The organism is Pseudomonas sp. NUPR-002 (assembly GCF_056322725.1).
In genome coordinates this window covers 1,388,869-1,402,744 of the sequence record NZ_CM150476.1, presented here as the reverse complement: position 1 = coordinate 1,402,744, position 13,876 = coordinate 1,388,869, and the positions used below count along the sequence as shown (strand labels likewise).

Genomic DNA, 13,876 nt, shown 5'->3' with positions numbered 1-13,876 from the left:
GCCACTGTGATGAAATGCGATCCCACGCTCTTTCGCCCAGCCAAGCCTGCTCTTGCCGTGAAACCCCGTTTGCTTCGCCAACTGCTGATCCCGCCTTTGATCATTCTGCTGATGATCGGTCTGGGTGTGGCTGGCTTCATGATCAGCGAGCACAACGGCATTCGCACCTTGAGCGAGTCTGGCGAGCGCCAGCTTGAGCTGCACGCCCGCGGCGTCGAAAGCGAAATCAGCAAATACACCTACCTGCCCAGCGTGCTGGAACTGGAAAGCAGCGTTTCCAGCCTGCTGACCGATCCTGAAGGCGAACACCGCCAGACGGTCAACGAATACCTCGAAGGCCTGAACCGGCGCAGCCGCAGTCGAGCCATCTTCGTGCTCGACACCACGGGCCGGGTCCAGGCCACCAGCAACTGGCGTGACGTCGACAGCTTTCTCGGTGAAGACCTGTCGTTCCGTGCCTATTTCCAGCACGCCGTACGCGGCCAGCCCGGGCGTTTCTACGGCATTGGCAGCACCACCGGCGAGCCAGGCTACTACCTCGCCCATGGCCTGGAAGAACACGGCAAAATCATTGGCGTGGCGGTGATCAAAGTCCGCCTGGAAAACATGGAAGAGCGCTGGCAGCGCGCACGCCTGGAAGCCTTCGTCAGCGACGAAAATGGCATCATCATTCTTTCCAGCGACCCGGCCCGACGCCTCAAGTCGGTACGCCCGCTGACCCCGGACATCAAGGAACGCCTGGCGCGCAGCCTGCAGTACTACTGGTGGCCGCTCAATGAACTGCAACCCCTGTCGCGGGAAAAGCTCGCCGATGGCCTGGAGAAGCTGAGCTTCCCGGCCAATGCAGAACTGGGTGATGGTCGCCGCGAAGTCGCCTACCTGGCCCAGACCCGGCGTCTGAGTGACACGCCCTGGCACTTCACCCTGCTCACACCCTTGCAGGACTTGCGTCGTGAATCGATCATCCAGGGCGTGCTGGTAGCGGTCGCCTTCGCCTTGCTGACCATTGTGCTGATTGCCTGGAACGAGCGGCGTAAAGTCATTGCCACCCGCCTGGCCGCCCGTGAGGCACTTGAAGAGGCCAACAGCCAGCTGGAGCGCAAAATTACCGAGCGCACCGCTGACTTGCGGGCCAGCAACGACCGCCTCAAGGGCCAGATTCGTGAACGCCGGCAGGCCGAGCAGACCCTGCGCCATGCCCAGGACGAACTGGTCCAGGCCGGAAAGCTTGCGGCTATCGGGCAGATGTCCACCAGCATTGCCCATGAGCTGAACCAGCCATTGGCCGCGTTGCGTACCCTATCAGGCAACACCGTACGCTTCCTCGAACGTGGCGCCCTGGAAACCGCCAGCGCCAACCTGCTGACCATGAATGACCTGATCGACCGCATGGGGCGGATCACCGCCAGCCTGCGCTCGTTTGCCCGTCGTGGTGACGACAGTGGCCAGGCTTCGTTGGGCAAAGCGGTGGAAGCCAGCCTGCAGGTACTGGGCGCGCGCGTTGCCGGTTGCCACCTGAAGCTCAACCATCAGTACGAAGATCAACAACTGGCGATCGACCAGACCCGCCTTGAGCAGATTCTGGTCAACCTGATCGGCAACGCGCTCGACGCCATGGCCGCCCAGCCCTTGCCCGAACTCTGGCTCGAAGGCGAGCTGCAAGGCGACAAATACCGCCTGCGGGTGCGCGACAACGGCCACGGCATCGACGCTGAAGCACGCAAGCACCTGTTCGAACCTTTCTTCACCACCAAACCAGGAGAGCACGGCCTGGGCCTGGGCCTGACTCTGTCTGCCAGCCTCGCCGCTGCCGCCAAGGGCAACCTGAGCGTCGAACATCCCGCCAATGGTGGTACCGCGTTCGTCCTCACCCTGCCCTTGGTCACTGCCCCTGGAGAATCTGCCGAGTGCCTATGAACCAAGCGCCCCTTACTGTCCTGATCGTCGAAGACGACCCGCATGTGCTGCTCGGCTGCCAGCAGGCGCTGGCGCTGGAAGACATTGCCTGCGAAGGCGTCGGCAGCGCCGAAGAAGCCCTGCAGCGCATCGGTGATGACTTCGCCGGGATTGTGGTCAGCGACATTCGCCTGCCCGGCATCGACGGCCTGGAACTGCTGAGCCGCCTCAAGGCCCGCGACAGCAGCCTGCCGGTGGTATTGATCACCGGCCACGGCGACATCGACATGGCCGTTGGCGCGATGCGCAATGGCGCCTACGACTTCATGGAAAAACCCTTCGCCCCGGAGCGTCTGGTCGAAGTGGTACGCCGCGCCCTGGAACAACGCGGGCTGTCGCGGGAAGTCTTCGCCTTGCGCCGCCAACTGGCGGAGCAAAGCACCCTGGAGGGCCGCATCATTGGCCGCTCGCCAGCCATGCAGAACCTGCGTGACCTGATCGCCAACGTCGCCGACACCTCGGCCAATGTCTTGATCGAAGGCGAAACCGGCACCGGTAAAGAGCTGGTCGCCCGTTGCCTGCACGATTTCAGCCGGCGCCAGGGCCAACCCTTCGTGGCCCTCAACTGCGGTGGCCTGCCGGAGAACCTGTTCGAGAGCGAAATCTTCGGCCACGAGGCCAACGCCTTTACCGGCGCGGGCAAACGGCGCATCGGCAAGATCGAACACGCCAACGGCGGCACGCTGTTTCTCGACGAAGTCGAAAGCATGCCGATCAACCTGCAGATCAAACTGCTGCGCGTGTTGCAGGAGCGTACCCTCGAACGCCTGGGCTCGAACCAGAGCATACCGATCGATTGCCGGGTAATTGCCGCGACCAAATCCGACCTGGCCGCCCTCGGCCAGAGCGGCCAGTTTCGCAGCGACCTGTATTACCGCCTCAACGTGGTGACCCTGGAACTGCCGCCGCTGCGTGAACGCCGTGAAGACATCCTGCAGCTGTTCGAACACTTTCTGCAGTTGTCCTCATTGCGCTTCGACCGCGAGACACCGCAACTGGACAGCCAGACACTGTCGCGCCTGATGGCCCATGATTGGCCGGGCAACGTACGTGAATTGCGCAACGTCGCCGAACGCTTCGCCCTTGGCTTACCGGCCTTCAAGAAAGTTGGCGCCAGTGCCAGCCAGGGCTTGGGCTTTGCCGAAGCGGTTGAGGCGTTCGAACGCAACCTGATCAGCGATGCCCTGCAACGTACCGGCGGCAACCTCAGCCAGGCCAGCCAGGAGCTGAGCATGGCCAAGACCACGCTGTTCGACAAAGTGAAAAAATATGGCCTGGGTTGACCGGCCGCTGCCTCGAGAAAACCTGTGGACCTGATACTCAAAGCCTGCCTGGGCGCAGCAGTGGTGGTGATCCTTGCTGCGCTGGCGAAAACCCGCAATTACTACATCGCCGGGCTGGTCCCGCTTTTTCCGACCTTTGCCCTGATTGCCCATTACATCGTCGGCAAGGGCCGTTCGCTGGACGATTTGAAAACCACCATCCTGTTTGGCATGTGGTCGATCATCCCGTACTTCGTCTACCTGGCGGCGCTGTATGTGCTGGTGGATCGCATGCGCCTGGAGCTGTCGCTGGCCTTGGCAGCGGTGGCCTGGCTTGTGGCGGCCACGGTGCTGGTCAGCGTCTGGGTGAAGTTTCAGTAGGAGCGGGCTTGCCCCGCGATTGCGGTGTGTCAGTGAAATTGCCTCGCGGGGCAAGCCCGCTCCTACACGGTCAGTACGCCGCCAGGTGCGTATCGGCCAGGCGCTGGGTTTTCAGGTAAGGCAGCACTGCGGCCAGCAACGGTACTTTGAACTGTTCCTGAAAACGATGAGCCAAACCTGGAATCAACTTCAACTGGCTGCCATGAATATGCGCAGCCAGGTGCACGCCATGCATCACCGGTAACAAAGGGTCGGCGGTGCCATGCACCACCAGCGTCGGCAGGCGCAGGTGGTTGAGCAGTTCAACCCTACTCGGTTCCGCCAGTATCGCCAGAATCTGGCGCTTGCCTCCCTCCGGGTTGAATGCGCGGTCATAGGATTGCGCCGCCTGTTCCAGCAGGGCCTGACGATCATCCTCGACCTGCGGGCTACCCAGCGCAGCCAGCAGGTCAGCTTGCTGCTCGATAGCCACTGCGCGGTTCGGCGCCTCACGCCGTGCCAATAACTGCACCAAGGCAGGGCTGGGCGTCGGCAAGCCTTGGGCACCTGAGCTGGACATGATCAAGGTCAGGCTTTCCACCCGCGCCGGCGCCATGGCCGCCAGGTGCTGGGCGATCATGCCGCCCATACTCACACCCATGACGTGAAAGCGCTCAATCCCCAAGACGTCCATCAAGCCCAGGCCGTCTTCAGCCATATCGGTGAGGCTATAAGGCGCGCTGACCGAAAGCCCGAGTTTGTAGCGCAACAATTGGTAGGTCAGGTTGGCGCTGGCCGGTGCCTGGGTCCAGTGGGTCAGGCCAACATCGCGGTTGTCGTAGCGAATCACCCGAAAGCCTTGCTGACACAACGCCGCCACCACCTCATCCGGCCAGTGGATCAACTGCCCGCCCAGGCCCATGACCAACAGCAGTGCCGGGTCTGAGTCTCGGCCAATGCTTTGATAGGCCACGCTCAGCTGTGCCAGGTCGGCGTGTTGGGTCGGCACGTTGGTGTCGCAACGTGACGCTGCAACGGAAGGTAAGGCGCTGATCAGCACCAGAAAAAACAAAAATGCCCGCATGAAAGAAACACCAGAATGCAAATCCCCAGTAGAGCGGGAGTCTGATGACTTTCATGCGGGCGCGCTGCCACAAAACCGTGACCGTTTGATGACAGGCGCTCAGTGGTCATTATCGCGGGGCAAGCCCGCTCCCACAGTTGCCAGCCGGTGGGAGCGGCGGTGCGGCGACCCGACTTGCCCCGCGATATCGTCAAGCCAACTGGCTGCGAAGTTGCCGGGCCGCAGCCACCATATTCACCAACGCCGCTTCGGTTTCCGGCCAGGCCCGGGTCTTGAGGCCGCAGTCGGGGTTGACCCACAAGCGTTCGGCCGGAATACGCTCGACCGCTTTGCTCATCAGTTTGACCATTTCAGCGGTGTCCGGCACGCGCGGTGAGTGAATGTCGTACACGCCCGGACCAATGTCGTTGGGGTAGTCGAAGGCTTTGAAAGCCTCCAGCAACTGCATGTCCGAACGTGACGTCTCGATGGTGATCACGTCAGCATCCATGGCTGCGATAGCCTCGATCACGTCGTTGAACTCGCTGTAGCACATATGCGTGTGAATCTGCGTTTCATCCCGCACGCCACTGGAGCACAAACGGAAGGCTGCAACTGCCCAGTCTAGGTACGCCTGCCATTGCGCACGGCGCAGCGGCAGGCCTTCACGGAACGCTGCCTCATCGATTTGCACGATCTTGATACCGGCCGCTTCCAGGTCCTGTACTTCGTCGCGAATGGCCAGCGCCAGTTGCTCGGCCTGAGCCTGGCGCGACAGGTCTTCGCGTGGGAACGACCACATCAGCATGGTCACCGGCCCAGTCAGCATGCCTTTCATGACCTTGTTGGTCTGGCGCTGGGCGTACTCGATCCAGGCCACTGTCATCGGCTGCGGCCGGCTCAGGTCACCGTAGATGATCGCCGGTTTCACGCAACGCGAGCCGTAGCTCTGTACCCAACCAAAGCGGGTGAAGAGGTAGCCGTCGAGTTGTTCGGCAAAATACTCGACCATATCATTGCGCTCGGCTTCGCCATGCACCAGCACGTCCAGGCCAAGGCGCTCCTGCACCTGTACGGCATGGCGAATCTCACTGTGCATCGCGTCGGTGTAATCATTGGCCGACAGCTTGCCCTGCTTGTAAGCCTGACGCGCCAGACGGATGGCCGAGGTCTGCGGGAACGAGCCAATGGTGGTAGTCGGGAACGCTGGCAACTGTAGGCGTTGACGCTGGGCGTCAATGCGTTGGGCAAAGGCTGACTGACGCTGACGATCGCCAGCACTGACCGCTGCCAGACGCGCCTGGACCTGCGGTTTGTGGATGCGTGGCGATTGCGCACGGTTGAGCTGAACAGCGCGGCTGCTGGCCAGTGCGCTTTGCACTGCGGGCAGGTGGGGCACCTCCAGTGCCTTGGACAACAGGGCAATTTCTTCGCACTTCTGCACGGCGAAGGCCAGCCAGCTTTTCAGTTCCGTGTCGAGCTTGTCTTCACGCGCCAGGTCCACCGGGCTGTGCAACAGCGAGCAGGAACCGGCGACCCAGAGATTGGCGCCGAACCGTTGCTTGGCCTGCTGCAGTTGCTCCAGCGCCTGCTCCAGGTCGCAACGCCAGACGTTGCGGCCGTTGACCACGCCCAGCGACAGCACTTTATAGGTAGGCAGGCGATCCAGCACCGCTGGCAATTGTTCTGCGGCACGCACAACGTCGATGTGCAGACCGTCCACCGGCAGGCTCACCGCCAGGCCGAGGTTGTCTTCCAGGGCGCTGAAGTAGGTGGCTACCAGCTTTTTCAGCGGCGAGTACTGCAGAATGTGATAAGCGCGCTCGAAGGCATTCTTCCACGCCTGCGGCAGGTCGAGGCCCAGAATCGGCTCATCGATCTGCACCCACTCCACACCCTGACGCGCCAGACGGCTGAGGATCTCGCCGTAAACCGGCAACAGGCGCTCCAACAGGTCGAGTTTGTCGAAGTCTGCGCCCTTGGTCTTGCCCAGCCACAGGTAGGTCAGCGGCCCGATCAGTACCGGCTTGACCGCGTGGCCCAAGGCTTGAGCTTCTGCGACTTCTTCAAACAGTTGCTCCCAGCTCAGCAGGAAGCGCTGGTCGGCAGTGAATTCCGGCACCAGGTAGTGGTAATTGGTATCGAACCACTTGGTGAGCTCTTGCGCGTATTGCGTCTGGCCATGCTCGCCGCCGCAGCAGGTGGTGGCGCCCCGGGCCATGGCGAACAGGGTGTCGAGGGTGGGCAGGCCGTTGCTGCCCAAGGTGTTGGCGAATCGCTCAGGAATCGCACCGAAGGCCAGCGAATGGCTCAACACCTGGTCGTACCAGGCAAAGTCGCCGACTGGCAGCAACTGGATACCGGCATCTTTCTGCACCTGCCAGTGACGCGCACGCAACTCACGGCCCACGGCCTGCAACGCGGCCTGATCGATATCACCCTTCCAGTAGGCTTCTTGCGCTTTTTTCAGTTCGCGGTCAGCGCCGATGCGCGGAAAACCAAGGTTGTGGGCCAGTGCCATGACAATCGTGCTCCATGTAAAAGATGGCGCTATTGTCGACAGGCAGGGCAACATGAGACAAACTCAATAAATTCGTGTTGATCTCAAAATTAATTCATGGAGCACGCAGTGCTGGAAATTCGCCACCTCAAAACTCTGCATGCCCTGCGCGAGGCCGACAGCCTGGTCGAAGCGGCGGAACGCCTGCACCTGACGCAGTCGGCGCTGTCGCACCAGTTCAAGGAGCTGGAGGAGCGCCTGGGGATGCAGCTGTTCATGCGCAAAACCAAGCCGATTCGCTTCACCAGTGCCGGCTTGCGCTTGCTGCAACTGGCCGATGCCACCCTGCCCCTGCTGCGCACGGCCGAACGTGACATTGCCCGCCTGGCCGGTGGCACTGCCGGGCGTCTGCACATGGCCATCGAATGCCACAGCTGCTTCCAGTGGCTGATGCCCACCATCGATCAGTTCCGCGATGCCTGGCCGGAGGTTGAGTTGGACCTGGCGTCAGGCTTCGCCTTTGCCCCGCTCCCGGCCCTGGCCCGTGGCGATCTGGACTTGGTGGTGACCTCCGACCCGCTGGAACTGGCCGGCCTGACCTACGTGCCACTGTTCACCTATGAAGCGATGCTGGCGGTGGCCAACCAGCACCCCTTGGCCAGCAAGCCCTACATCGTGCCGGATGACCTGGCCGCAGAAACGCTGATCACCTACCCGGTGGAGCGTGACCGCCTGGATATTTTCACCCGTTTCCTCGAGCCCGCCGACGTCGAACCGGCGCAAGTGCGCACTGCCGAGCTGACGGTGATGATGATGCAATTGGTCGCCAGCGGCCGTGGTGTCTGCGGTATGCCCCACTGGGCGCTGCATGAGTACAGCTCACGGGGCTACGTGAAAGGTAAACGCCTGGGCGAGAAAGGTTTGTTCGCCACGCTGTACGCAGCAGTGCGCACCGACATGCTCGATGCGCCCTACATGCGTGATTTCCTGCTGACGGCCAAGGACACCTCGTTCTCCACGCTCGACGGTGTCAGCGCCGTACGCTGAGCCTCAAGCCAGCTTGCGCTGCTCCTGCACCAGACGCAGCGCCAGGCCCGCGAGGACGAAGCCCATCACATAGCGCTGCACCATCAGCCACAGCGGGTAGCGCACGAACCAGGCCGACAGCCCGGCGGCGAACAAGGCGATCAGCAGATTCACCGAGAAGCTCACGGTGATCTGGGTCAGCCCCAGGATCAGACTCTGAGCCAGCAGCGAGCCATGCTCCGGGGAGATGAACTGTGGCAGGATCGACAGGTAGAACATCGCCACCTTAGGGTTCAGCAGGCTGGTCAGAAAGCCCATCATCACCAGCCTGGCCGGTGAGTCAGGGCTCAGCTCACGGGCTTCGAACGGCGAGCGCGCCCCCGGCTTGACCGCTTGCCAGGCCATCCACAACAGATAGGCGGCACCTGCCCATTTGAGCAGCTCGTATCCCAGCGGGATAGCCATGAACAAGGCGGTCAGCCCCACTGCCGCCGCTGTCATGTGCACCAGAAACCCGGCCACCACGCCCAGCAACGACGTAATCCCGGCCATGCGTCCCTGGCAGATCGAGCGTGAGATCAGGTAGATCATGTTGGGTCCCGGGGTCAGGACCATCAACAGTGCGGCACCGGTAAACAACAACCACTCATTCACGGGGATCATAGGCATTCCTTTGCACTGATAAAACGCTTAGGCGGGTTGGCGCGGTAGGCGCCGGTACAGTGGCAGAATCTGGTCGCGCGTCAGCGGGGCCAGCTCTAGCGTCAACGGCTTACGTGCCGAGACCCACACGACTTCCTCAATCTCTGCGGCTGGCTCGACGAGCATTGCGGTGTGTACTTGAAACAGCTCGGCCTGAACTTCAAAGCCGGGCTCATTGGCAGCCGGAGCGCTGAACTGGCCGAGGTAGTGGGCGTCTTCTGCGTCGATGCGCAAGCCGAGTTCTTCGAACAGTTCACGGGCCAGGGCCGCGACCGGCGGCTCATTGGCCTCGATCTTGCCGCCTGGTTGCATGAAGGCTTTGGTACCGCGTTTGCGCACCAGCAAGGTACGGCCCTGGGGATCGAGCAGCAACGCGGCGGCGATATGAATGGTTTTGCGCATGGGAAACTCGTCGCGGTGAAGGCGCGCTAGGATCCCATGTAGAGAAAAACCGAACAACCTTATGTAGGAGCGGGCTTGCCCCGCGATGGCGGTCTGTCAGGCACACCGCATCGCGGGGCAAGCCCGCTCCTACGGCTCCGGACGAACGTGGCTTGCAACCTGGGTGCATTGGCCGCATAAACAGGCCATGAACCTGCCCGCTCTGAATCACCCGGAACTGCAAGCCTTCCACCCCGCCGTGCGCACCTGGTTCCAGCGCCGCTTCCCGAGTGTGACCGCAGCTCAAGCACAAGCCTGGCCGCTGATTCGTGACGGTCAGTCACTGCTGGTGGCCGCACCCACTGGCTCCGGCAAAACCCTGACGGCCTTTCTGGCGATCCTCGACGAGCTGTTCGAGCAAGGCCTAACCAACGGACAACTGCCCGACCAGACCCAAGTGGTCTACGTCTCCCCGCTCAAGGCGCTGTCCAACGACATTCAGATCAACCTGCAAGCGCCGCTGGCCGGCATCAATCAAGCGCTGATCGAGCAAGGCCACGAAGCGCTGGCAATCCGCACGGCGGTACGCAGTGGCGATACCCCGCAAAAGGAACGCACCGCCATGCGCCGACAGGCGCCGCATATTCTGGTGACCACCCCCGAGTCCCTTTATGTGCTGCTCGGCTCCGATTCCGGACGCCAGGGCCTGGCCAGTGTGCACACGGTTATCGTCGACGAGATCCATGCCCTGGCGGGCAACAAACGCGGCAGCCATCTGGCCCTGAGCCTTGAGCGCCTGCAGGCGTTGTGCGCCCGGCCGCTGCGGCGTATCGGGCTGTCGGCTACGCAGCGCCCGCTGCAGCGGGTGGCTGACTTTCTGGTCGGCCAAGGCCGCAGCTGTGCCATTGTCGACATCGGCCATGCGCGCACGCGAGACCTGGCTCTGGAGGTACCGCCCGTGCCCCTGGGTGCGGTGATGGCCACCGATGTCTGGGACTTGGTATATGACCGCCTGGCAGCCCTGGCCCGAGAACACCGCACCACCCTGGTGTTCGTCAACACCCGGCGCCTGGCCGAGCGCCTGACCCGTCACCTGAGCGAACGCCTGGGCACCGAGGCGGTGGCGGCCCATCATGGCAGCCTGGCCAAGGAATACCGCCTGGATGCTGAACAGCGTCTGAAAAGCGGGGCGCTGCAGGTGTTGGTGGCGACTGCCTCACTGGAGCTGGGGATTGATATCGGCGAAGTCGAACTGGTCTGTCAGATCGGTTCGCCCGGCTCGATCGCCGCGTTCCTGCAACGGGTCGGACGTGCCGGACATCAGGTCGAAGGTACGCCCAAGGGCCGTCTGTTTCCCCTGTCACGTGACGACCTGATCGAGTGCGCCGCCTTGCTCGACTGCGTACGCCGCGGCGAGCTGGACCTGCTGCACGTCCCGCAGGCACCGCTGGATGTGTTGGCGCAACAGATCGTTGCCGAAGTCAGCTGCCAACCGTGGCAAGAGCAAGCGCTGTTCGAGTGCCTGCGTAAGGCCTCGCCCTATGCCGCACTGGACCCCGCGCACTACCAGGCACTGCTGCGCATGCTCGCCGAAGGTTTCAACGGCCGTCAGGGTGTGCGCAGCGCCTACCTGCACCGCGATGCCGTCAACCACAGCCTGCGTGGACGCCGTGGCAGCCAGCTGACCGCACTGACCAGCGGCGGCACCATCCCCGACAACGCCGACTATGCGGTTTTGCTCGAACCCCAGGGCTTGAACATCGGCAGCGTCAACGAAGACTTTGCGGTGGAAAGCATTGCCGGCGACATCTTCCAGCTGGGCAATACCTCGTACCGCATCTTGCGTGTGGAAAGCGGCAAGGTGCGTGTCGAAGATGCCAAAGGCTTGCCACCAAGCATCCCGTTCTGGCTGGGTGAAGCGCCGGGGCGCAGTGACGAGTTGTCGTTCGCGGTCGCCCGCCTGCAGGGCGAGATCGACCAGCGTCTGAGCGAGTCGGCCGATGGATTGCCCGCCGCACTGAGCTGGTTGCAGGACACCCTCGGCCTGGCCGCAGATAGCGCCGAGCAATTGCTCGATTACCTCGCCCATACCCGCCAGGTGCTAGGCGCCCTGCCCTCGCAAGACACCCTGATCATGGAGCGTTTCTTCGACGAGTCTGGCGGCACCCAACTGATCATTCACAGCCCGTTCGGCAGCCGGATCAATCGCGCCTGGGGCCTGGCCTTGCGCAAGCGCTTCTGTCGTACCTTCAACTTCGAACTGCAGGCGGCCGCCAGCGAAGACGCCATCGTCTTGTCGCTGTCCACCAGCCACAGCTTTGCACTGGACGAGGTGTGGCGTTATCTGTCCAGCAACAGCGCTGAATCACTGCTGGTCCAGGCCCTGCTCGATGCGCCATTGTTTGCCGTGCGCTGGCGCTGGAACGCCGGCGTTGCCCTGGCGTTGCCGCGCTTTGTCGGCGGACGCAAGGTGGCGCCGCAGATCCAGCGGATGAAAAGCGAAGACTTGATTGCCGCAGTGTTCCCTGACCAGATCGCCTGCCTGGAAAACATCGTCGGCGAACGGCAGATCCCCGATCACCCTCTGGTCGAGCAAACCCTTGACGATTGCCTGCACCAGGCCATGGACTGTGAAGGCTGGCTGCAGTTGCTGCGGCGTATCGAACAGGGTCAGATCACCCTGATCAGCCGCGACCTGCCAGCACCCTCGCCGCTCGCCGCTGCGATCCTCAATGCCCGACCCTACACTTTTCTCGACGATGCGCCGCTGGAAGAGCGCCGCACCCAGGCGGTTCAGAGCCGGCGCTGGAGCGAGGTAAACAGCAGCGATGACCTCGGTGCCCTGGATGCCGAGGCCATTCACGCTGTAGAACTGGAAACCTGGCCAAACCCCACACGCGCCGATGAGATGCATGAAGCCTTGATGAGCCTGGCCTGCATCAGCCAGGCCGAGGTGAACGCCAACCCCGGCTGGCTGCAATGGCTGGAAGCGCTTGAGCGCACAGGCCGAGCCTGCTGCCTGCAACTGAATGCAACGGCCTGCCTGTGGCTGGCGCGCGAACGCCTGATGTTGTTTAGTGCGTTGTTGCCTGATCGGCAGCGGACGCCTGACTGTGCCGCGCTGCCTGGCTTCGATCAGCCGGTCGAGCCTGAGGCGGCGCTGCTCGAAGTGGTACGCGCACGCTTGAGTGGCTTCGGGCCGCTGGCCCTGGAACAACTGGTCGAACCAATGCAGTTACCTGCTCGCTCAGTCGAACAGGCCCTGCTGCAGTTGGAGTCGGAAGGCTATGTCATGCGCGGCTACTTTCGCCCTGGCGAGCAGCGCCTGCAGTGGTGCGAGCGGCACTTGCTGGCACGCATCCACCGCTACACCGTCAAACGTCTGCGCCGGGAAATCGAACCGGTCAGCCTGCAGGACTTCATGCGTTACCTGTTCGACTGGCAACACGTGGCGCCCGCCGCTCAATTGCAAGGCCCGGCAGCCCTGAGTGAAGTGCTGGGCCAGTTCGAAGGATACCCGGCAGCGGCTGCAGCCTGGGAAGCCGATTTGCTGCCAGGACGAATCAAGGACTACAGCCCGTTGTGGCTCGATGAAAGCTGTCGTGCGGGTAGGCATGCCTGGGCACGCCTGGCCCCGAGTGCCGCCAGCAGCACCTTGCGCAGCACGCCGCTGGTGCTGCTACCGCGCGCGCAGCTGAACCTGTGGCGCGCACTTGGCCCGGCGCTGGCCTGTGAAGACTTGAGCTTGAGGGCGCAAAAGGTGCATGGCGCCCTGAGCGAGCACGGTGCGTTGTTTTTCGACGAACTGGTCAGCGATGCCCACCTGCTGCCCAGTGAATTGGAGGTCGCCTTGCAAGAACTGGTCGCCGCCGGGCTGGTCAGCGCCGACAGCTTCGCCGGCCTGCGCGCGCTGATCACTCCCGCCAGCAAGCGTCAGAACCGTAGCCATCGACGTGGGCGCGGGCCGCTGTTCGGCGGCATGCAAGATGCCGGTCGATGGGCGCTGCTGCGCAAACCATCGAGTGCGGACAAGCGTGACGACAGCCTGGAACACATCGCCCGCACCTTGCTGCGCCGCTACGGTGTGATCTGCTGGCGCTTGCTCGAACGCGAGGCCGACTGGCTACCAAGTTGGCGCGAACTGCTGCGCTGCTATCACCGCCTGGAAGCGCGCGGCGAAATCCGTGGCGGACGCTTCATCAGCGGCCTGGCGGGTGAACAGTTTGCCCTGCCTGAAGCGGTGGCATTGCTGCGCGAAGTGCGGCGCCGACCGCTGGACGGCAGCCTGGTGGCCGTCAGCGCCAGCGACCCGTTGAACCTGGTGGGCACCCTGCTTCCCGGCACCAAAGTGCCCGCGCTGAGCGGTAACCGCCTGCTCTATCGCGATGGCCTGCCCTGCGCCACGCTGATTGCCGGTACCCCGGAATTCCTGATCGAGGTAGAGCCCGCACAACAAAACTCACTGCGCGAGCGATTGATCCGGGAGACGGGACACCCCTGCTGACGACAACTGCGCGAATGATTTTCACTCCGCAACCGAGCTGGAAAGCTTCATCTTTACGGGCTGGCGCTAGCGCGGGCAACCGGGCTATGGTCGAAGATTGTCCAGGCCCTGAGCCTGACCGT

Annotated in this window: 9 protein-coding genes; 5 read left to right on the top strand and 4 right to left on the bottom strand. The window is 62.9% G+C overall.

The annotated features are described in order from the left end of the window. Positions 1–9: 9 nt before the first annotated feature. From aauS to ACVWSC_RS06495, 3 genes are read left to right on the top strand one after another with little or no spacing between them, the layout of a single operon-like run. Positions 10–1,917 (top strand): two-component sensor histidine kinase AauS, encoded by a 1,908-nt coding sequence (gene aauS, locus ACVWSC_RS06505; RefSeq protein WP_442112506.1) that lies wholly within the window; start codon positions 10–12, stop codon positions 1,915–1,917. Beyond that, a complete protein-coding gene (aauR, locus tag ACVWSC_RS06500; protein WP_442112505.1) occupies positions 1,914–3,239 on the top strand; it encodes a two-component response regulator AauR in 1,326 nt (441 codons plus the stop codon). Before aauS ends, aauR begins: the two co-directional genes overlap by 4 nt. A gap of 33 nt (positions 3,240–3,272) precedes the next feature. Next, on the top strand, positions 3,273–3,599 hold the full coding sequence (locus ACVWSC_RS06495; RefSeq protein ID WP_442114264.1) for a GlpM family protein: 327 nt from the start codon (positions 3,273–3,275) through the stop codon (positions 3,597–3,599). Between the two features lie 70 nt (positions 3,600–3,669). Here ACVWSC_RS06495 and ACVWSC_RS06490 read toward each other — a convergent pair whose 3' ends face one another. Together ACVWSC_RS06490 and metE are read right to left on the bottom strand one after the other, a co-directional pair. After that, positions 3,670–4,662: an alpha/beta fold hydrolase gene (locus ACVWSC_RS06490; protein ID WP_442112504.1), complete on the bottom strand. Its 993-nt coding sequence runs from the start codon at positions 4,660–4,662 to the stop codon at positions 3,670–3,672. Between the two features lie 190 nt (positions 4,663–4,852). Continuing rightward, positions 4,853–7,162, bottom strand: a complete 2,310-nt coding sequence (gene metE / locus ACVWSC_RS06485; RefSeq protein ID WP_442112503.1) for a 5-methyltetrahydropteroyltriglutamate--homocysteine S-methyltransferase — start codon at positions 7,160–7,162, stop codon at positions 4,853–4,855. 108 nt (positions 7,163–7,270) lie between these two features. On the opposite strand from metE, the gene metR reads away from it, so the two are divergent. Further along, positions 7,271–8,188 carry a transcriptional regulator MetR gene (gene metR, locus ACVWSC_RS06480; protein WP_442112502.1) on the top strand — a complete coding sequence of 306 codons (918 nt, stop codon included), beginning with the start codon at positions 7,271–7,273 and terminating at the stop codon, positions 8,186–8,188. Between the two features lie 3 nt (positions 8,189–8,191). Here the strand turns inward: metR and ACVWSC_RS06475 are convergent, their stop codons facing one another. Then, positions 8,192–8,830 carry a LysE family translocator gene (locus ACVWSC_RS06475; protein ID WP_442112501.1) on the bottom strand — a complete coding sequence of 213 codons (639 nt, stop codon included), beginning with the start codon at positions 8,828–8,830 and terminating at the stop codon, positions 8,192–8,194. Positions 8,831–8,857: 27 nt separating this feature from the next. Beyond that, positions 8,858–9,271, bottom strand: a complete 414-nt coding sequence (locus ACVWSC_RS06470; protein ID WP_442112500.1) for an NUDIX hydrolase — start codon at positions 9,269–9,271, stop codon at positions 8,858–8,860. Positions 9,272–9,458: 187 nt separating this feature from the next. Here ACVWSC_RS06470 and ACVWSC_RS06465 point away from each other — a divergent pair, with 187 nt between their 5' ends. After that, entirely contained in the window at positions 9,459–13,754 is a 4,296-nt protein-coding gene (locus ACVWSC_RS06465) for a DEAD/DEAH box helicase (protein ID WP_442112499.1), read from the top strand. Positions 13,755–13,876 lie beyond the last annotated feature (122 nt).